The sequence below is a fragment of the Pseudomonas sp. Root569 genome, from assembly GCF_001427465.1.
GTDB lineage: Bacteria > Pseudomonadota > Gammaproteobacteria > Pseudomonadales > Pseudomonadaceae > Aquipseudomonas > Aquipseudomonas synxantha.
In genome coordinates this window covers 38,900-57,812 of record NZ_LMGQ01000017.1, presented here as the reverse complement: position 1 = coordinate 57,812, position 18,913 = coordinate 38,900, and the positions used below count along the sequence as shown (strand labels likewise).

General features: G+C 58.7%; 16 protein-coding genes, 4 tRNA genes, 1 pseudogene and 1 riboswitch. Of the genes and pseudogenes, 5 read left to right on the top strand and 16 right to left on the bottom strand.

What is annotated here, in order from left to right:
- A pseudogene (locus ASD70_RS29480) lies at positions 1 to 309 on the top strand (hypothetical protein); the annotation flags it as partial.
- Positions 310 to 390: 81 nt separating this feature from the next.
- On the opposite strand, the gene ASD70_RS15405 reads toward ASD70_RS29480, so the two are convergent.
- Positions 391 to 467 (bottom strand) — tRNA-Arg (locus ASD70_RS15405).
- A 327-nt stretch (positions 468 to 794) separates the two neighbouring features.
- On the opposite strand from ASD70_RS15405, the gene ASD70_RS29475 reads away from it, so the two are divergent.
- The 3 genes from ASD70_RS29475 to ASD70_RS15390 all read left to right on the top strand — a co-directional run bounded on the left by ASD70_RS29475 (position 795) and on the right by ASD70_RS15390 (position 1,917).
- Positions 795 to 1,025 carry a hypothetical protein gene (locus ASD70_RS29475; protein WP_046069178.1) on the top strand — a complete coding sequence of 77 codons (231 nt, stop codon included), beginning with the start codon at positions 795 to 797 and terminating at the stop codon, positions 1,023 to 1,025.
- A gap of 11 nt (positions 1,026 to 1,036) precedes the next feature.
- Positions 1,037 to 1,216, top strand: a complete 180-nt coding sequence (locus ASD70_RS15395; protein ID WP_046069179.1) for a PA3371 family protein — start codon at positions 1,037 to 1,039, stop codon at positions 1,214 to 1,216.
- A 374-nt stretch (positions 1,217 to 1,590) separates the two neighbouring features.
- Positions 1,591 to 1,917, top strand: a complete 327-nt coding sequence (locus tag ASD70_RS15390) for an Arc family DNA-binding protein (protein ID WP_003193592.1) — start codon at positions 1,591 to 1,593, stop codon at positions 1,915 to 1,917.
- A 103-nt stretch (positions 1,918 to 2,020) separates the two neighbouring features.
- Here the strand turns inward: ASD70_RS15390 and mgtE are convergent, their stop codons facing one another.
- The 8 genes from mgtE to ltaE form a co-directional block, all read right to left on the bottom strand.
- Entirely contained in the window at positions 2,021 to 3,463 is a 1,443-nt protein-coding gene (mgtE, locus tag ASD70_RS15385; RefSeq protein ID WP_043050354.1) for a magnesium transporter, read from the bottom strand.
- Between the two features lie 350 nt (positions 3,464 to 3,813).
- A tRNA-Arg gene (locus tag ASD70_RS15380) sits at positions 3,814 to 3,890 on the bottom strand.
- A 72-nt stretch (positions 3,891 to 3,962) separates the two neighbouring features.
- A tRNA-Arg gene (locus tag ASD70_RS15375) sits at positions 3,963 to 4,039 on the bottom strand.
- Positions 4,040 to 4,147: 108 nt separating this feature from the next.
- A tRNA-Ser gene (locus tag ASD70_RS15370) sits at positions 4,148 to 4,238 on the bottom strand.
- Positions 4,239 to 4,300: 62 nt separating this feature from the next.
- Complete coding sequence (csrA, locus tag ASD70_RS15365) at positions 4,301 to 4,489, bottom strand: carbon storage regulator CsrA (RefSeq protein WP_003175645.1); 189 nt, start codon at positions 4,487 to 4,489, stop codon at positions 4,301 to 4,303.
- Between the two features lie 176 nt (positions 4,490 to 4,665).
- Positions 4,666 to 5,907: an aspartate kinase gene (locus tag ASD70_RS15360; RefSeq protein WP_046069180.1), complete on the bottom strand. Its 1,242-nt coding sequence runs from the start codon at positions 5,905 to 5,907 to the stop codon at positions 4,666 to 4,668.
- Between the two features lie 95 nt (positions 5,908 to 6,002).
- Positions 6,003 to 8,621, bottom strand: a complete 2,619-nt coding sequence (gene alaS, locus ASD70_RS15355; protein WP_056846860.1) for an alanine--tRNA ligase — start codon at positions 8,619 to 8,621, stop codon at positions 6,003 to 6,005.
- Between the two features lie 146 nt (positions 8,622 to 8,767).
- The gene (ltaE, locus tag ASD70_RS15350; protein WP_046069182.1) at positions 8,768 to 9,772 is read right to left on the bottom strand and encodes a low-specificity L-threonine aldolase; all 1,005 of its coding nucleotides are present in this window, start codon (positions 9,770 to 9,772) and stop codon (positions 8,768 to 8,770) included.
- A 190-nt stretch (positions 9,773 to 9,962) separates the two neighbouring features.
- Positions 9,963 to 10,132, top strand: a riboswitch (FMN riboswitch).
- Positions 10,133 to 10,247: 115 nt separating this feature from the next.
- Between ltaE and ASD70_RS15345 the strand changes: the two genes are divergently transcribed.
- The gene (locus ASD70_RS15345) at positions 10,248 to 10,757 is read left to right on the top strand and encodes a 6,7-dimethyl-8-ribityllumazine synthase (RefSeq protein WP_032879834.1); all 510 of its coding nucleotides are present in this window, start codon (positions 10,248 to 10,250) and stop codon (positions 10,755 to 10,757) included.
- Between the two features lie 131 nt (positions 10,758 to 10,888).
- Here the strand turns inward: ASD70_RS15345 and astE are convergent, their stop codons facing one another.
- The 7 genes from astE to ASD70_RS15310 all read right to left on the bottom strand — a co-directional run bounded on the left by astE (position 10,889) and on the right by ASD70_RS15310 (position 18,712).
- A complete protein-coding gene (gene astE / locus ASD70_RS15340) occupies positions 10,889 to 11,893 on the bottom strand; it encodes a succinylglutamate desuccinylase (protein ID WP_056846859.1) in 1,005 nt (334 codons plus the stop codon).
- Between the two features lie 11 nt (positions 11,894 to 11,904).
- On the bottom strand, positions 11,905 to 12,195 hold the full coding sequence (locus tag ASD70_RS15335; protein ID WP_003214319.1) for a hypothetical protein: 291 nt from the start codon (positions 12,193 to 12,195) through the stop codon (positions 11,905 to 11,907).
- A gap of 23 nt (positions 12,196 to 12,218) precedes the next feature.
- On the bottom strand, positions 12,219 to 13,565 hold the full coding sequence (gene astB / locus ASD70_RS15330; protein ID WP_056846858.1) for an N-succinylarginine dihydrolase: 1,347 nt from the start codon (positions 13,563 to 13,565) through the stop codon (positions 12,219 to 12,221).
- Between the two features lie 156 nt (positions 13,566 to 13,721).
- Positions 13,722 to 15,191 (bottom strand): succinylglutamate-semialdehyde dehydrogenase, encoded by a 1,470-nt coding sequence (astD, locus tag ASD70_RS15325; RefSeq protein ID WP_162252753.1) that lies wholly within the window; start codon positions 15,189 to 15,191, stop codon positions 13,722 to 13,724.
- Complete coding sequence (gene astA, locus ASD70_RS15320; RefSeq protein ID WP_005790626.1) at positions 15,188 to 16,213, bottom strand: arginine N-succinyltransferase; 1,026 nt, start codon at positions 16,211 to 16,213, stop codon at positions 15,188 to 15,190. Before astA ends, astD begins: the two co-directional genes overlap by 4 nt.
- A 59-nt stretch (positions 16,214 to 16,272) precedes the next feature.
- Positions 16,273 to 17,292 (bottom strand): arginine/ornithine succinyltransferase subunit alpha, encoded by a 1,020-nt coding sequence (aruF, locus tag ASD70_RS15315; RefSeq protein ID WP_046069186.1) that lies wholly within the window; start codon positions 17,290 to 17,292, stop codon positions 16,273 to 16,275.
- Between the two features lie 199 nt (positions 17,293 to 17,491).
- Positions 17,492 to 18,712, bottom strand: a complete 1,221-nt coding sequence (locus ASD70_RS15310; RefSeq protein ID WP_056846856.1) for an aspartate aminotransferase family protein — start codon at positions 18,710 to 18,712, stop codon at positions 17,492 to 17,494.
- Positions 18,713 to 18,913 lie beyond the last annotated feature (201 nt).

The window sequence follows — 18,913 nt, the reverse complement described above, 5'->3', positions numbered from 1 at the left end:
CTGTCAAGTGATTATTTTCAGAAGCTTTCGAAGATTTCTTCAACAACTTCAACCACTTGCGCTTCTGATCTCTCATCAGCGGGAGGCGAATTCTACAGGTATCAGCATGAGCGTCAAGCCATTAAATCAAAAAAGATGAAATTCCTTCGGCACTGTCGATTTACGCCCGATTTGCCAGCCCCTCTCTATATAGAAGAAAACAGGCAAGCTTTGGCGAGGAGCAAGAATCTTCCAATCACCCATCTGCAAAGCCCTGAACAGCTCCCCCTCAATCACGTGACAGCCGATAGACATCGACTCCAGGCTTGAAATAAACCGAAGCTATATAGAAGGAAATGTCTGAGTGACAAATCGGCGAATACCGACAACTGAGGGAGCTAGCAAGATGGATGGTGTCCCAGGGCCGGTTCGAACGGCCAACCTTCCCCTTAGGAGGGGGATGCTCTATCCAATTGAGCTACTGGGACGAATACTGCTGTCAGCGCAAAAAGCCAGCTTAGCGATGATCGGCGAGCATGTTAACGGCCAAGGTTGGTTTTGTCATGTCGTCCGCAGCCTTTTTGATTGTAGGCGGATACTTTTGGGCATTGCCAACTGCAAGCCAACCTCTCGCCACCACATATCGGTCGTGCAAATTGCACTACCCTCAAAACGCCATACTTGCAAACTGCAAGCCCAAGACAGCGAATTTAAAGCTAACTGATTGATTTTACTGACATAAAATATTGGCACGGCATCTGCAATAGCTCAGTTACAAAAACCAACTGATCCAGGCATCCACGGAGTACGTCACCATGAACAGCGCCCTTCTGCTAGGCCTTAATACAGTGGCATTGACTGCCTTGGTGATGCTCCAATTCCAACCGCCTACCGAAGACACTGCGCAAATCAGCCAAGCAACCCCGCATTACCTTCAACAGCAACAACGCCCTCAACTCGCAGTGATGAACGCGACACCGCAGTCACCTGTCAGATTGGCCCAGGACGCACAAACCGCGCCAGCCTCTGAACACTGGGTTTTCTGAGAACGCCGCCGATGTCCAAGCTTGCCTGGCTATTACTTTGCCTCACTTGCGCCGCCACACTGATCGGTCTGGCATCAACGACCCAGGATAATCAAACTACCGCCTTTATCGTCAGCGCTGTGTTTGGCAGTCTGCTGCTCCTGACGCTCATCGTAGGCCGTCGAATCAAATTCGACCCTGTCCTGCGCTGATGCCCCTACCTTATGTCGCCTGACATTAGCAAACAAGCAAACTGCCACTAGTCTTAGGATTGCGGGCAAAACGCCATATTCCTTATGGGATGCGCCCTGCGACTCGGACGCGGGGCAGTCATGGGCGAAGATCGCTTACCCTCATCTGATCGCGAAGAGTTTTTAACCAGTCCGCAAAAACGCAAATCAGTGCTGGCATAAAGCCTGTAGGCAGTTCAATATTTGTCACAGAATTGACGCCAATGAAATGTCAAATCTGAGGCATGATGCGGCCTCTTTGCAATTCGGGTTGAACTTTGGTCGTGAGCCTTGTCTTAACACTCATCTTGCGGCCAATTCCAAAAACCGCTCCCCTGAACTAACCGGTTAAATATATGCGCCCATTGAAACAGGCAATTTATTCCAGCCGTACGGCTGACAAGTTCGTCGTACGTCTGCCAGACGGAATGCGGGAACGCATTGCCGAGGTGGCTCGCAATCATCACCGCAGCATGAACTCCGAAATCATCGCACGCCTGGAACAGAGCCTTATTCAGGAAGGTGCCTTGGGTGAAGAGCTGAGCATGCGCCTGGACAGCCCCGAGCTGTCACTGCACGAACGCGAACTGCTGCAGCGTTTTCGTCAGCTCTCCCATCGCCAGCAAAATGCTCTGGTCTCGCTGATCGCCCACGACGTCGAGGCAGCCGCAGAAGCCAATTGATTGGCGCTTGAAAGCCGAAGCCAGCCATGTGCTGGCTTTTTTTTGCGCGAAATTTGGAAGGGCATGATGTGGGCGGGGACAGACTTGTCCCCGCCGGAAGGAATCAGAGCAGGAAGATAGTCGCCAGCCCCAGGAAGATAAAGAAGCCACCACTGTCAGTCATCGCCGTGATCATCACGCTGGCCCCCATCGCCGGATCACGCCCAAGACGCGCCAAGGTCATAGGAATCAGAACACCCATGAGCGCCGCGAGCAGGAGGTTTAGAGTCATAGCAGCGGTCATGACGACCCCCAGGGACCAGCTGTCATACAGCAGGTAGGCGACGATACCAATAACCCCTCCCCAGACGACGCCATTGATCAGCGCCACCGCCAGCTCTTTGCGCATCAGGCGTGAGGTGTTGCCGGTATTAACCTGGTCAAGGGCCATGGCACGCACGATCATGGTAATGGTCTGGTTGCCGGAGTTACCGCCGATACCCGCTACGATCGGCATCAGCGCCGCCAGCGCCACCAGTTTCTCGATGGAACCCTCGAACAGACCGATAACTCGTGAGGCGATAAACGCAGTGATCAAGTTGACCGCCAACCAGGCCCAACGGTTACGCAGCGAGCGCCATACCGAGGCAAATATATCTTCCTCTTCACGCAGGCCCGCCATGTTGAGGACTTCTGTTTCGCTTTCCTCACGAATCAGGTCGACCATCTCATCGATAGTCAAACGGCCAATCAGCTTCCCGTTCTTGTCGACAACCGGCGCGGAGATCAAGTCATAACGCTCAAACGCTTGGGCGGCATCATAAGCATCCTCATCCGGATGGAAGCTCACCGGATCACTGGCCATTACGTCTGCGACTTTCTTTTCGGGGTCGTTGACCAACAGACGCTTGATCGGCAGTACGCCCTTGAGAATCCCTTCGTAGTCGACCACAAACAGTTTGTCGGTATGACCTGGCAGCTCCTTGAGACGGCGCAGGTAACGTAGCACCACTTCAAGACTGACGTCTTCACGGATGGTGACCATCTCGAAGTCCATCAGCGCGCCAACTTGATCCTCGTCGTAAGACAGCGCCGAACGCACGCGCTCACGCTGCTGCGAGTCGAGCGCCTCCATCAACTCATGGACGACGTCACGGGGCAGCTCAGGGGCCAGGTCGGCGAGCTCGTCCGCATCCATCTCCCGGGCAGCAGCCAGGAGCTCATGATCGTCCATGTCGGCGATCAGGGTTTCACGAACGGAATCAGAGACTTCTAGAAGGATATCGCCGTCGCGATCAGCCTTCACCAACTGCCAAAGAGTCAGTCGATCATCCAGTGGCAGCGCTTCGAGAATATAGGCAACGTCGGCGGAGTGCAGGTCATCGAGCTTGCGTTGCAACTCGACCAGGTTTTGCCGGTGAACCAGGTTTTCAACGCGGTCGTGATTCGGACCTTCCTGGCGGTGCGTGAGGTCTTCGACCACGCGCTGGCGCTGCAGCAGCTCGATGACTTGAGCCAGGCGATCCTGCAGGCTTTCTTGTGTTTTCTTTACTTCTACTTCGGTCATAGGCGAACTCCACTCCCAGCAGCGGGGCACGCCGGAAGGATCAATCAGTCAATTCATGATTGGTAAAACGGGGTACTGAGTAACTACTGGGTAAGTCCATGGAGGTATTCCACAAGCCCCGGCGGAGCTGACGGGCGCATGATACACCGCCCGGAAGTTTTAAACGTTAAAAAACTGGAAAGAACAAGTGCTTGCGCGTCAAAGCTCAGCCTTGGCTAACATCCATGAACTGCGACGCCACAGACGGGAGGGAAAACACATGGGTAGGAGAAAAAGATTGAATCAAGGGATAAAACCTACACAAACCCCAGACGGCAAAAAGCCCGCACTAGGCGGGCTTTTTGTTTGTATGGTGCACTCGACAGGATTCGAACCTGTGACCGCTCGGTTCGTAGCCGAGTACTCTATCCAGCTGAGCTACGAGTGCAGATTGTGTTTTTAGACCAGGTCACAACTGGTTGAAACTGAATTACCTGCATTACTGCAACTAACTCTTAAATGGTGCACTCGACAGGATTCGAACCTGTGACCGCTCGGTTCGTAGCCGAGTACTCTATCCAGCTGAGCTACGAGTGCATTTGTTGCCGCGCATTATAGGCCGTTCAATCTCTATGTAAAGCTATTTTTTCGAGTATTTTCAACAACTTACCGAAAAAACCAGATTGCAACGTACTAAGCAAATAATGGCGGAGAACGGGGGATTCGAACCCCCGACACCCTTTTGAGGTGTACTCCCTTAGCAGGGGAGCGCCTTCGGCCACTCGGCCAGCTCTCCGCAACACGGGGCGTATATTAACCACGTTCTTCCCCGTTTGCAAACATAAAAAACGATAAAAATTAAAGGCTTGGTTCTTCGTCCTTCTCTTTCTTGATCCGCAGGTAGATTTCCTCGCGGTGGACCGCTACCTCTTTCGGAGCGTTAACCCCAATACGTACTTGATTGCCTTTGACGCCGAGCACGGTCACGGTGATTTCGCCATCACCGATAATCAGGCTTTCTGCGCAACGACGAGTCAGAATCAGCATGCCTTTCTCCTCACGCATTTCAGTTCAGGAACAACAGTCTGCAAAAAAAAGGCATTCGACCTACAACCGAAAGGCCATAGCCCTACCTGCCTAAGTATTGTCGAGCCCACGCAAAAGAGCATGCGCCCCACAAAAAAATGAAAGGCGCGGTAAAACCGCGCCTTCCTGGCTACACATCACTCGCCCTGTCGGGCCGGCGCGTCCAGCTCAAAAGCGGTGTGCAGCGCACGCACAGCCAGCTCGAGGTACTTCTCTTCGATCACTACCGAGACTTTGATCTCCGACGTGGAGATCATCTGGATATTGATACTTTCCTTGGCCAACGCTTCGAACATGCGACTGGCAACGCCAGCGTGGGAACGCATGCCCACGCCCACGATCGAGACCTTGGCGATCTTGGTATCACCCACCACCTCACGGGCGCCAATCTCGCTCGCTGTGCTCTGCAGGATCCGCTCTGCCGCATCGTACTCATTGCGGTGCACGGTGAAGGTGAAATCGGTGGTGTTATCGTGCGAAACGTTCTGCACGATCATGTCGACTTCGATGTTCGCTCCGCTGATAGGGCCGAGAATCTTGAAAGCCACGCCTGGAGTGTCTGGCACGCCACGGATCGTCAGCTTGGCTTCATCGCGATTGAAAGCGATGCCGGAAATGATCGGCTGTTCCATGGATTCCTCTTCATCAATAGTAATGAGGGTGCCCGGCCCCTCCTTGAAGCTGTGCAATACGCGCAGCGGGACGTTGTACTTGCCGGCGAACTCCACCGCACGAATCTGCAACACCTTGGAACCCAGGCTGGCCATTTCCAGCATTTCTTCAAAGGTAATCTTGTCCAGGCGCTGGGCCACAGGCACAACCCGCGGGTCAGTGGTGTAGACGCCATCCACATCGGTATAGATCTGGCATTCGTCAGCCTTTAGCGCTGCCGCCAGAGCCACACCGGTGGTGTCCGAACCGCCACGGCCAAGGGTGGTGATATTGCCTTGCTCATCCACGCCCTGGAAACCCGCTACAACTACCACGCGCCCTGCTTTCAGATCAGTACGAATTTTCTGATCGTCAATCTGCAGAATGCGCGCCTTGGTATGCGCGCTGTCCGTAAGAATGCGCACTTGGCTACCAGTGTAGGACACCGCCGGCACGCCACGCTTGTTCAGCGCCATGGCCAACAGCCCAATGGTGACCTGCTCGCCCGTGGACACGATCACATCCAGCTCACGCGGCAGCGGCTGCTGATCCCCACTGATGGCCTTGGCCAGTTCGATCAGGCGATTGGTCTCGCCACTCATGGCCGACAGCACCACCACCAGGTCATCGCCGGCATCGCGGAACTTCTTAACCTTGTCGGCGACCTGCTCGATTCTTTCGACAGAACCGACCGAGGTACCTCCAAATTTCTGTACGATCAAAGCCATTTCCAAGCCGCCTCAGCCCGTAAAGGGGCGCCTAATATCCAATCCACCCGCACTGAACAAGCCCGTGACTACACCACAGGCCGATAAACAGTGCCTTAAATACCTGCCTCGACAAACGGCACGGCCAGGGCCAGGGCCGCGTCCAGGGCCGCCGCGTCTACACCACCGCCTTGAGCCATGTCCGGACGACCACCGCCCTTGCCGCCCACTGCCGCGGCGGCTTGCTTCATCAAATCACCGGCTTTGAGTTGGCCAGCCAGGTCCTTGGTTACACCGGCAACCAGAACGACCTTATCCTCATGGACACTGCCGAGCAGGATCACTGCGCGGCCGAGCTTGTTCTTCAACTGATCGACCAGGGCCAACAGCGCCTTGCCGTCCTGACCGTCCAGGCGCGCCGCCAGGACTTTGACATCCTTAACGTCAACGGCAGAGGCTGACAGGTCGTCGCCTGCTGCACTGGCCGCCTTGGCCTGCAACTGCTCCAGCTGTTTCTCCAGCGCACGGTTGCGCTCCAGCACGGCGGAAAGCTTGTCGATCAGGTTGTCGCGGCTGCCCTTGACCAGGGTGGCCGCTTCCTTGAGTTGTTCTTCAGCCGCATTGAGATAGGCCAGGGCCGCAGCGCCAGTGACCGCTTCAATACGACGTACGCCGGAGGCCACACCGCCTTCGCTGACAATTTTCAGCAGGGCAATATCGCCGGTACGGTTGGCGTGGATACCGCCACACAGCTCCACCGAGAAGTCGCCTCCCATGCTCAGTACGCGCACGCTGTCGCCGTACTTCTCGCCGAACAGCGCCATGGCGCCCTTGGCCTTAGCAGTCTCGATATCGGTCTCTTCGGTTTGCACCGCGGTGTTCTTGCGAATTTCAGCGTTGACGATGTCTTCCAGGGCCTTGATCTGCTCAGGCTTGATCGCTTCGAAGTGACTGAAGTCGAAACGCAGGCGCTGGCTGTCGACCAACGACCCCTTTTGCTGGACGTGTTCGCCCAACACTTGGCGCAATGCCGCGTGCAGCAAGTGAGTGGCCGAATGGTTCAACGAGGTGGCATGGCGCACATCGGCGTCCACTTGGGTTTCCACGGGGGAACCTACGGTGAGACTGCCCGACGCCAATACACCGTGGTGCAGGAACGCACCGCCGGTCTTGGTAGTGTCGCGCACGTCGAAGCGACCGGAGCTCGCCTTGAGGAACCCACAGTCACCGATCTGGCCACCGGACTCGGCATAGAACGGCGTCTGGTCCAACACCACCACGCCATCGTCGCCTTCATTCAAGACGTCCACGGACTGACCGTCCTTATACAGGGCAACCACCTTGGCCGAACCGCTGGTGGCCTTGTAGCCAGTGAATTCGGTGGCCACATCGACCTTGACCAGGCTGTTGTAATCCATGCCGAAAGAGCTGGCGGAACGCGCGCGCACACGCTGGGCTTCCATCTCGCGCTCGAAACCTTCCTCGTCGAGGGTCAGGTCACGCTCACGGGCGATGTCGCCGGTCAAGTCCATCGGGAAGCCGTAGGTGTCATAGAGCTTGAACACCACGTCGCCTGGCACCACGGTGCCTTGCAGGTTGGCGAGGTCTTGCTCGAGGATTTTCAGGCCCTGTTCCAGGGTCTTGGCGAACTGTTCTTCTTCGGCCTTGAGCACGCGTTCGATGTGCGCCTGGTTCTGCTTGAGTTCCGGGAAGGCTTCGCCCATCTCGGCGACGAGGGCCGCCACGATCTGGTAGAAGAAGCTGCCATTGGCGCCCAGCTTGTTACCGTGACGACAGGCGCGACGGATGATGCGACGCAGCACGTAGCCACGGCCTTCGTTGGACGGCAGTACGCCGTCGGCAATGAGGAAGCCGCAGGAACGGATGTGGTCAGCCACCACTTTCAGCGACGCCTGGTCTTCATTGGCGCAGCCGATGGCCTTGGCCGCGGCAGCCAGCAGGCTCTGGAACAGGTCGATTTCATAATTGGAGTGCACGTGCTGCATCACCGCACTGATCCGCTCCAGGCCCATGCCAGTGTCTACCGACGGCGCCGGTAGCGGATGCAACACGCCATCGGCGGTGCGGTTGAACTGCATGAACACGTTGTTCCAGATTTCGATGTAGCGGTCGCCGTCTTCTTCCGGCGAACCCGGTGGGCCGCCCCAGATGTCGGCGCCGTGATCGTAGAAGATCTCGGTGCAGGGGCCGCAGGGGCCGGTGTCACCCATGGTCCAGAAGTTGTCGGAGGCATACGGCGCACCTTTGTTGTCGCCGATACGCACCATGCGCTCAGGCGGCACACCGACTTGCTTGGTCCAGATGTCGTAGGCCTCGTCGTCAGTGGCGTAGACGGTGACCCAGAGTTTTTCCTTCGGTAGCTTCAATACGCCGGTCAGGAAGGTCCAGGCGAAGTTGATCGCGTCCTGCTTGAAATAATCGCCAAAGCTGAAGTTGCCGAGCATTTCAAAAAAGGTGTGGTGACGGGCGGTGTAGCCGACATTTTCCAGGTCGTTGTGCTTACCACCGGCGCGTACGCACTTCTGGCTGCTGACTGCGCGGGTATAGGCGCGTTTTTCCTGGCCCAGGAAACAGTCCTTGAACTGATTCATCCCCGCGTTAGTGAACAGCAGGGTTGGGTCATTGCTTGGGATCAATGAGCTGGAGGCTACACGGGTGTGGCCTTGCTCTTCGAAGAAGCGAAGGAAGGCTTCACGGATTTCTGCGCTTTTCATTAGGTTCTTCCACGGAGGCTGCGGCCAAAGGCCAGTGCGCAACATCATCAGACGGAGCGACGGCAAAGGGCCGCATTATATCGGCCCTTTGCCGGTGGTACAGCGTGTTTATGTGATAGAAACACTCAATTAGACGGCGTGCACTGTCATTTTCGCGAAAACTCGACGAATGTTTGCACGACTTGCTCGATCTGCGCCCGACTGACGTCCAGGTGAGTGACCATGCGCAGACGCGGTGCGGCGCTCAACTTGACTCCGCGCTCGGCGGCAAAGGCCTTCAGGGCCTGGGCCCGGTCACCGATTTGCACGTAGACCATATTGGTCTGCACCGGCTCCACGGTGTAACCGGCCTTGCGCAGCTCATCACCCAGCCATTGCGCGTTGGCATGGTCGTCAGCCAGGCGCTGCACCTGATGATCCAGGGCATACAGCCCCGCCGCCGCCAGGGAGCCGGCCTGACGCATGCCACCGCCGACCATCTTGCGCAGGCGCCGCGCCTTGGCGATTAGCGCGGTCGAGCCGCACAACACAGAGCCGACGGGAGCACCGAGCCCCTTGGACAGGCACACCGACACCGAATCGAAATGCTGGGCAATCTCCCGCACATCTACACCCAGCTTGACCGCGGCATTGTAGATACGTGCACCGTCCAGATGCAGGCCCAGGCCATGTTCACGGGTGAAGGCGCGAGCTTTGGCCAGGTACTCCAGCGGCAGCACCTTGCCCTGCATAGTGTTTTCCAGCGCCAGCAGGCGCGTGCGGGCAAAGTGGAAGTCGTCGGGCTTGATGGCTGCGAACACATGGTCCAGATCGAGCGAGCCGTCCGCCTGCACTTCCAGGGGCTGTGGCTGGATCGAGCCAAGCACCGCTGCACCGCCGCCTTCGTATTTGTAGGTGTGGGCCTGCTGGCCGACGATGTATTCCTCGCCACGCTCACAGTGAGCCATCAACGCCAGCAGGTTGCTCATGGTGCCGGTGGGCACGAACAGCGCAGCGGAAAACCCCAGACGCTTGGCCAACTCGGCTTCCAGACGGTTGACGCTGGGGTCCTCACCATAGACGTCATCACCACTTACGGCGCTGGCCATCGCGTCGAGCATGCCGGGGGTGGGTTGGGTCACGGTGTCGCTGCGCAGGTCGATCACGGTCATGAAGAGGGCCTCTAACGGAATGGATAAATCCTTTTGTGAGTGATTACTGCGGGCAACGCCGCAGAATATCAAGCCCCACCTGCATTCAATCGAATACCAACCAAACAAACCGATATAGGTTATCGATACGGCACTCGTGCGGTTTTTGAAAAACCATGTTAAAAACTCTCCGCCGCCAGCGTTCTGGCGGCAACGTTCTCAGGGCGGGGTGCAATTCCCCACCGGCGGTAATTGCACGCAATGTGTATAGCCCGCGAGCGCTTGGCGCCTCGAACTGCTCACGCGGGACGGCGACAAGGTCAGCAGACCCGGTGTGATCCCGGGGCCGACGGTCATAGTCCGGATGAAGAGAGAACGGGATTGGCACCTAAGGGCCGCGCACTGACCTCATGCCTGCATGACGCCGTTGTTCGTACCCTTAAAAATCCCATTCGATTCATAACGCCCTGTTTTTTTCTTAAACAGGAGTCAGAACATGCAACCCACCGCTATCGACAGCAAAAGCAAAAACCATCACGGCGAGCGCGTCGCGTTTATCCAGGCCTGCTGGCACAAGGATATTGTTGACCAATCGCGCAAAGGCTTCCTCGCTGAAATGATCGCCCAGGGCTACCAGGAATCGGACATCGATTTCTTCGAAGTCGGCGGCGCCTTTGAACTGCCCCTGCACGCCAAGCTGCTGGCCAAGACCGGCCGTTACGCCGGCATCGTTGCCGCCGCCCTGGTGGTGGATGGTGGCATTTATCGTCACGAATTCGTCGCCCAATCGGTGGTCAGCGGGCTGATGCAGGTTCAGCTGGAAACCGAAGTGCCAGTGTTCTCGGTGTCCTTGACGCCGCATCACTTCCACGCCGGCAGCGAGCACACCACGTTCTTCTATGAGCACTTCGTGCATAAGGGCCAGGAAGCTGCGCGCACGTGCGCCGATACCCTGCACAAGGTGCGGGCGATTCGTCGTAGTGAGCCGCGGGCTGTAGCGGTCTAAGCATCACCGCGAAAACAATATGGGAGGGGGCTTGAACCCGATAGCAGAGTGTCAGTCAGCTCATCTGTAACTGATACACCGCCATCGGGAGCAAGCCCCCTCCCACATTTGGATCCAGTTGGGCCTAAGATTTAAGCCAACCCAGCATCCGTGGCAGGCACGATAAGAATCCCGGCTCGCAAGCCGTTCTTCACCTTGGGGTTGGGGAAGATGATGCGGGCGCCCTCCTCCTCGATCACCCAGCGGGTCTTGGCCACGTCTTCGGCCAACAGGTAGCCCTTGTCCAACGGCGAGAAGTTTTCCACGTCCGCCGGCAGGTGCATCAGGAACGCATCGCTGTGCTTGATGACTTCACGGGACACGGCAAACAATTGCAGGCCATCCAGGCTGTCAGTCTCCGGCTCGTTGCCCTCGATCATCTGCTTCAGGCGCGTTTCCAGGCGGGACACGTCCACGCCCTCGTTCTGCCCGAACGGTCGCGCCTTGCCCAGCTCCAGGGTGAAGGCTTCGGCCTCCAGCTGTTCGTAGGTAAACGCGGTGAAGGTGATCGAGGTTTTGTTCTGCAGCAACACCGCTTGCATGCCGGCTGCGCTCAGGCGCGCCAGTTCACGGCGTGAATGCTGGCGCCCCTCCTTCCACGGGTAAAGGGCAAACTGCTCGATCTTCGAACCACGAATCGCGGTATGCAGGTCGTAATGCAGGCGTGAACGGCCGGGCTGGCTGAAAAAGCTGCGGGCCAGCTGCTCAAGCTCGGCGGCACGCATGGCTTCGGGGCCGATGTTTTTTTCATGCCGGCCGTTGAACAGCCGGTTGACGTCCAGTTCAAGGTAACGCTCACCGCGACGCATGGCCTCGGGGTTGCCGAACAGGAACAGAATACGGGTACGGGGCTTGATCTCCCCGCGGGCAATGCCATGCAACAGGCGGTCGAGCAACTCGATCGGCGCGGTCTCGTTGCCATGGATGCCGGACGACAGCAGCAGGTCGCTGCCATTGTCACGCGCCTCAGGTGGGCGCACTTCAAGCGCGCCGTCGCTGAGCCAGCGCATCTGCACGCCGTCGACAGTCAGTTGAATTTTTTGCGCCGGTTCACGACCGGCGAGGGTCAGTTCAAGCAGTTTGCCGAGGGCGAGCATAAGCAGCTTCCTTAGTGGTTGCAGCCAGGACCATGGACGTGATCGTCATCATCACCTTCAACGTCGGCCGGTTCCATTTCCAGTTGCAGGCTCATCAGGTTGGTAGCCAATGGGCGCATCAGCAGGTTGGCGTATTCGGCGTCGCCCTCTTCCACATCCACACCGATCAGCAGTTGGCCGCGACCGTCGTGCTGGATCCAGATCTCCTTGCCCTGCCACACCACGGCAACGCGAGTGCAGGACGTTTCCAGCTGGGTGCCGTCGGTGTCTTCAAGGATCAGTTTCAGGGTGTCGGTGGTCATAAATAGTTCTCAGCCGTACGGCGTTAATTGATCTGGAAAGGATAAACCGAGCCCAGTTTAAGGATTTGCGTCAGTTCATCCAGTGCCGTCCGGCACTCAAGCAGCAACTGCGGATCAGCCAGGTCGGTTTCGCGCAGGCTGTCGCGGTAGTGTTTGTCGACCCATTGGGTCAGCGTGTCGTACAACGGTGCGGTCATGATAACGCCTGGATTCACCGCTGCCAGCTCGGTTTCGTTCAATGCCACGCGCAGACGCAGGCATGCCGGCCCACCACCGTTCTGCATGCTTTGCTTGAGGTCGAAGACCTTGACCTCGCGGATCAGCCCACCGGAGGCGGTCAAGCCCTGCAGGTATTGCCACACGCGCTCGTTGGCGCGGCACTCTTCCGGCACAATCAACAGCATCGAACCGTCAGGACGGGTCAGCAACTGGCTGTTGAACAGGTAGGAACGCACCGCGTCCTCGACACTGACCTGGGCACGGGGCACGCAGACGGACTGGAAGTTGCCGCCCAGCTTGCCCAACTTGGCTTGCAGCTCGGCGAGCATCTGTTCGGTGTTGAGGAATGCGTCCTCGTGGTAGAACAGCACCTCGCCGTTGCCCACCGCGATTACATCGTTGTGGAACACGCCGGCATCGATCACCGCCGGGTTCTGCTGGGCGTAGACCACACCGTCATCCTTCAGGCCGTGCAGGCGCGCGACGGCCTGGGACGCTTCAAGGGTCTGGCGCGCCGGGTACTTCTGGGGGGCCGGGTAGCGGGTATCGAACGCGCTGCGGCCAAACACGAAAAACTCAACGCCGGCCTCGCCGTATTCACGGCAGAAACGTGTGTGGTTGGCCGCGCCCTCATCGCCGAACTGCGCCACCGCCGGCAAGGCGGCGTGGTGGGCGAAGTGTTTCTGTTCGGCGAACATCGCTCCCAGCACGCGGCTTGTGGTGGGGTGTTCGATGCTGCGGTGGTACTTGCAGTTGAGGTTCGCGGCGGTGAAATGCACGCGGCCATCTGCCGTGTCGGCGCTCGGGCTGACGGTTGCGGCGTTGGCGACCCACATGCTGGATGCCGAGCAACTGGCCACCAGCAACGGCATCGCGTGCTTGGCCGCTTGCTGGATCACCTGGGCGTCGCTGCCGCTGAAACCGAGGTTGCGCAAGGCGGCCACATCCGGGCGTTCCTGAGGCGCCAACACACCTTGCACAAAGCCCATGTCCATCAGGGCTTTCATTTTCTGCAAGCCCTGCAACGCCGCTTCCTTCGGATTGGAAGATTGCTGGCTGTTGCTCTGGGACGCGACGTTGCCGTAGGACAACCCGCCGTAGTTATGGGTCGGCCCCACTAGACCGTCAAAATTGACTTCATAGGATTTCATCGGCGAGGCTCCACGAACATCTGTTTTTATAGGCATCAAATTACTTAAATACACCACTGAACCGGTATGGGAGGGGGCTTGCTCCCGATAGCGGCAGGTCAGTCACTTGATTCATCAACTGATAGATAGCTATCGGGAGCAAGCCCCCTCCCACATTTAGATCAGTGTAATGCCGGGGGTTAGCGTGGCAGGAACCACCAAGCTTGGCGTTTCAAGCGACGCCACCGGGTACGCGCAATAATCCGCCGCGTAATACGCACTGGCGCGATGGTTGCCCGACGCACCTACCCCACCAAATGGCGCCGTACTGGCGGCGCCGGTCAGTTGCTTGTTCCAGTTGACGATGCCGGCGCGGCTTTCCAGCCAGAACTGCTGGTAACGCGCTTCGGAATCCGACAACAAACCAGCGGCCAAGCCGTATTGAGTGTTGTTGGCCTCGGCGATCGCCGCGGCAAAATCAGCGTAGCGGATCACCTGCAACAGCGGGCCAAACAGTTCTTCGTCTTCGCGCTCGGTCACGCCAGTCACGTCGATAATGCCTGGGGTGAGCAGAGCCGCTTGATCCTGTGGCTGGGTCATCTCCAGCAGCGCCACGGCACCATTGGCCAGCATCAGTTCCTGCGCTTCCATCAGCGCTTTGGCCGCCGCAAGGGAAATCACCGAGCCTATGAACGGTGCCGGTTGCTGGTCGAATGCGCCCACTTCAATGGTCGTGCTGACCGCCACCAGCCGCGCCAGCAATGCATCGCCCCAGGCACCTTCCGGCACCAGCAAACGACGGGCGCAGGTGCAACGTTGGCCTGCCGAGATAAACGCCGACTGGATGATGGTGTAGACCGCTGCATCCACATCGGCGACCTCGTCCACGACCAGCGGGTTGTTACCACCCATTTCCAGGGCCAGGATCTTGTCCGGGCGCCCCGAGAACTGCTGGTGCAGATGATTGCCGGTGCGGCTTGAGCCAGTGAAGAACAGGCCGTCGATGCCAGGATTGGCCGCCAAGGCGATACCGGTTTCCCGCGCGCCTTGCAGCAAGTTCAGCACGCCCGCCGGTAAGCCGGCCTCGACCCAGCATTGCACGGTCAGCTCGGCGACTTTCGGGGTCAGCTCGCTCGGCTTGAACAGCACGGTATTGCCCGCCAGCAACGCCGGGACAATATGGCCGTTGGGCAAGTGCCCGGGAAAATTGTAAGGGCCAAACACTGCCACCACACCGTGAGGTTTGTGGCGCAACACGGCGGTGGCGTCGCCCAGGGGGCCGCTCTTCTCGCCGGTACGCTCGCGGTAGCTTTGCACCGAGATCGCGATCTTGTTGGCCATGCTGGTGACTTCAGTCGCCGACTCCCACAGCGGCTTGCCGGTTTCCTCGCCGATACAACGGGCGATTTCATCGGCGCGGCTTTTCAGGGTAGCGGCGAACGTTTCCAGCACACTGATGCGCTCGTCCAGCGGGCGCCTGGCCCAGGCCGGGAATGCCTGGCGCGCGGCCTGCACGGCGGACTCGACCTGTTCGACGGTGGCGCCATTGCCGGCCCACAGCACCTGCTGGGTCACCGGGTTGCGCGATTCAAACAGTTCACCCTGGCCGGCCAGCCAGCTACCTGCGATATACAACGAATTCATTATTTCGACTCCCGAGCAGCGGACAACGGAACAGCACGCACTTGATCCCCCACCACCAGCTGCAGGCGCTTGGCGGTCTGCGGATCGACCACCAGGGTGCCTGCGGCCAGGCGAGCTGGAGCGGCGGTAATACGGCACTCTTCACGCTTGCGGTTATGAATCAGGAACGGCGTGGCATCGTCCCCCGGCGTGCCGATGGCCAATACCAGTGACTGGCTGTCGCGCACCGCGCGGATTTTGCTGGTTTCACACTCCACCGCCGGGCCGGCGTCAAAAATGTCGACATAGCCCTGGTAGCTGAAGCCTTCGCTCTTGAGCATGCTCAGCGCCGGCTCGGTGTCTGGATGCACCTTACCGATCACATTGCGCGCGTCCTCGGAAAGAAAGCAGCTGTACAACGGAAACTTCGGCATCAGCTCGGCGATAAACGCTTTGTTGCCCACGCCGGTGAGGTAGTCGGCCTGGCTGAACTCCATCTTGAAGAAGTGCCGGCCCAGGCTTTCCCAGAACGGCGAACGCCCGGCATCGTTGGACACTCCGCGCATCTCGGCAATGATCTTGTTGCCGAACAACTGCGGGAACTCAGCGATAAACAACATGCGCGCCTTGGCCAGCATGCGACCGTTGAGACCATTGCGGTAATCGGCGTGCAGGAACAACGAGCACAATTCGGAATTGCCGGTGAGGTCGTTGGCCAGGAACAGCGTCGGAATCTCACGGTAGATATTCAGTTCCTGGGACGCGCTGACGGTCAACCCGACCCGGAAGTTGTACCAGGGTTCACGCAGGCCAACGGCCCCCGCAATGGCGGAAATTCCCACCACGCGGCCTTCGTCGTTTTCCAGCACGAACAGGTAGTCGGCATCGCCGCGCCCGGCTTCGCCGCGAAAGGTTTTTTCCGCCCAGCCAACCCGGTGGGTCAGGCGCTCTTCATTGGCCGGCAAGGTGGTGAGGCCGGTGCCGGTGCTGCGCGCCAGATCAATCAGGGCCGGTAAATCGCTGCTGCGTACGGGACGAACGATCATGCTATCTCCTCGAACGGGTCGCTTTGCAGCCACCCGCGAAACTCTGTTTATACCGGCGCTTAAACTGCAACCAGACGCACACTCGCGCCTTCGCCGACGCCCAGGGCTTCGGCTGCTGCCAGGTCCAGGATCACCGGTTTGCCCGGCGCATAGTCCAGTTCCAGCATCACCGCACGGTAATCCTGCAACTGCGCATTGCTCACCAGGTACTGGCGCCCGACACCCTTGGTCATCTCGCCGACTTTCACCGGCACCACGCGGCTCTGGGCAATCGAGCGAATGCCCGAAACCTTTGCGTGCAAGGTCGGGCCCCCATCGAAGATGTCGATGTAGTGGTCGGTCTCGAAGCCTTCACGCATAAGAATATCGAAGGTGATCTGTGCACGCGGGTGCACCTGGCCCATGGCTTCCTGCGCTGCGTCCGGCAGCAGCGGTACGTAGATCGGGTAATGGGGCATCAGTTCGGCGAGGAAGGTACGGCTTTTCAGCCCGCACAGGCGCTCGGCCGCGGCGTAGTTGAGGTCGAAGAAGTTGCGGCCGATGGCGTCCCAGAACGGCGAATCACCGTTCTCGTCGCTGTAGCCGACAATCTCGGTCACCACCGAGTCAGCAAAGCGCTCGGGATGGCTGGCGACAAACAACAAGCGGCCACGGGAATTGAGTTCCGACCACGGCGAACCGACCAGTTCAGGCACCACATAAAAACTGGTGAGCAGGCTGTTGCCGGTGAGGTCGTGACATTGGGAAAGCACGTGGATCTTGTTGTGGATCTTCAGCTCGCGGGAGGCGTGCACGAAGGTTTCGTTACGGAAACTGTAGAACGGCTCGGAGTAACCGGCCGAGGCGACGATCGCCGAACAGCCGGCGAGCTTGCCGGTCTCGGTATCTTCAAGCACGAAGAAATAACTCTCTTCACCGTTGAAGCTTACCTCGGCCGCGAAGGAGGCTTCGCTGGCGGCGATCTTGTCGCTCAAGCGTTCCACATCATCCGGCAAGGAGGTGACACCAATCGGGCTGTCCGCAGCCAGACGCTGTACCTCGCCCAGGTCAGCCATTTGCGCGGGGCGCATCACCAGCATGGTGTCACTCCTTAACTCGAAAAACTCATAGAAAAAAAATACCGGACAGGCCTGAAAACAACACCTATCCCCATGTAGGGCTAATTCCAATGTGGGAGGGGGCTTGCTCCCGATAGCAGTGTGTCAGTTGATGAATCAAGTGACTGATCCACCGCTATCGGGAGCAAGCCCCCTCCCACATTTGACCCGATCAAGCCAATCAGGCGTGCGTCAAAGTTTTTACAGCACGCTCAAAACGATCCAGACCTTCGTTGATGTCCGCCTCTTCGACCACCAGGCTCGGCGCAAAACGCACCACGTCCGGGCCGGCTTGCAGGATCATCAGGTTTTCTTTCTCGGCGGCGTTGAACACGTCCTTGGCCTTGCCCTTGAACGCATCGCTGAGTACACAACCGATCAGCAGGCCCATGCCGCGCACTTCGGTGAAGATGCCGTACTGCTTGCCGATCTGCTCCAGGCGCGCCTTGAACAGGTCGTGCTTGGCGTTGACGCCAGCCAGCACCTCGGGGGTGTTGATCACGTCGATCACCGCTTCGGCCACCGCGCATGCCAGCGGGTTGCCGCCGTAGGTGGTGCCGTGGGTGCCGACCACCAGGTGCTTGGCCAGGTCTTCACGGGTGAGCATGGCTGCAATCGGGAACCCGCCGCCCAGGCTCTTGGCGCTGGTGAGGATATCCGGCACCACGCCGTAGTGCTGATAGGCGAACAGGTGGCCGCTGCGGCCCATGCCGGTTTGCACTTCGTCGAATACCAGCAGCGCGTTGTTGGCGTCGCACAGCTCACGGGCACCTTGCAGGTAAGCCAGTTCAGCCGGCAGCACACCGCCTTCACCCTGGATCGGCTCCAGCACCACGGCGCAGGTCTTGTCCGACACCGCGGCTTTCAATGCGGCCAGGTCGTTATAAGGAACGTGGGTGATCCCGGTAATTTTAGGCCCGAAACCGTCAGAGTACTTCGACTGACCGCCGACGTTCACGGTGAACAGGGTACGGCCGTGGAAACTGTTCAGCGCGGCGATGATCTCGTACTTTTCAGTGCCGAAACGATCGAACGCCACTCGACGGGCAAGCTTGAACGCGGCCTCATTGGCCTCGGCGCCGGAGTTGCAGAAGAACACACGCTCGGCAAAGGTGGCATCGATCAGCTTATGGGCCAGGCGCAGGGCCGGCTCATTGGTAAACACGTTGGACACATGCCACAGCTTGTTGGCCTGCTCGGTCAGTGCACCGACCAGCGCCGGGTGGGCGTGGCCCAATACGTTAACCGCGATGCCGCCGGCAAAGTCGATCAGCTCGCGACCGGCCTGGTCCCAAACACGCGAACCTGCGCCACGCACGGGAATGAAGGCGGCAGGTGCATAGTTGGGCACCATGACCTGGTCGAAATCGGCACGTTGCACCGGGGCTTGCTCAACGGACATCGGAGTCTCCTGAAGAGGAACGCCTGCCTGGAACTGGCGGGCGATGCAGGGATTGTAAGGACAGTTTTCAGCGCCACCTTGCCGCCAAGCGACAACTTCTTATAGCGCCAACCCCGGTTTTACGCGGGTTTACGGCAATGCGACATATTGCGTCGCAATGGCGCAGTGTAAACCAGCACAGCCTGTTTCGGCAGGACGCCC

Excerpts from the sequence above, each read along its gene's own strand:
- ASD70_RS29475 (WP_046069178.1), top strand. The coding sequence starts at position 795 with ATGAACAGCGCCCTTCTGCTAGGCCTTAATACAGTGGCATTGACTGCC.
- ASD70_RS15395 (WP_046069179.1), top strand. The coding sequence starts at position 1,037 with ATGTCCAAGCTTGCCTGGCTATTACTTTGCCTCACTTGCGCCGCCACA.
- ASD70_RS15390 (WP_003193592.1), top strand. The coding sequence starts at position 1,591 with ATGCGCCCATTGAAACAGGCAATTTATTCCAGCCGTACGGCTGACAAG.
- mgtE (WP_043050354.1), bottom strand. The coding sequence starts at position 3,463 with ATGACCGAAGTAGAAGTAAAGAAAACACAAGAAAGCCTGCAGGATCGC.
- csrA (WP_003175645.1), bottom strand. The coding sequence starts at position 4,489 with ATGCTGATTCTGACTCGTCGTTGCGCAGAAAGCCTGATTATCGGTGAT.
- ASD70_RS15360 (WP_046069180.1), bottom strand. The coding sequence starts at position 5,907 with ATGGCTTTGATCGTACAGAAATTTGGAGGTACCTCGGTCGGTTCTGTC.
- alaS (WP_056846860.1), bottom strand. The coding sequence starts at position 8,621 with ATGAAAAGCGCAGAAATCCGTGAAGCCTTCCTTCGCTTCTTCGAAGAG.
- ltaE (WP_046069182.1), bottom strand. The coding sequence starts at position 9,772 with ATGACCGTGATCGACCTGCGCAGCGACACCGTGACCCAACCCACCCCC.
- ASD70_RS15345 (WP_032879834.1), top strand. The coding sequence starts at position 10,248 with ATGCAACCCACCGCTATCGACAGCAAAAGCAAAAACCATCACGGCGAG.
- astE (WP_056846859.1), bottom strand. The coding sequence starts at position 11,893 with ATGCTCGCCCTCGGCAAACTGCTTGAACTGACCCTCGCCGGTCGTGAA.
- ASD70_RS15335 (WP_003214319.1), bottom strand. The coding sequence starts at position 12,195 with ATGACCACCGACACCCTGAAACTGATCCTTGAAGACACCGACGGCACC.
- astB (WP_056846858.1), bottom strand. The coding sequence starts at position 13,565 with ATGAAATCCTATGAAGTCAATTTTGACGGTCTAGTGGGGCCGACCCAT.
- astA (WP_005790626.1), bottom strand. The coding sequence starts at position 16,213 with ATGATCGTTCGTCCCGTACGCAGCAGCGATTTACCGGCCCTGATTGAT.
- aruF (WP_046069186.1), bottom strand. The coding sequence starts at position 17,292 with ATGCTGGTGATGCGCCCCGCGCAAATGGCTGACCTGGGCGAGGTACAG.
- ASD70_RS15310 (WP_056846856.1), bottom strand. The coding sequence starts at position 18,712 with ATGTCCGTTGAGCAAGCCCCGGTGCAACGTGCCGATTTCGACCAGGTC.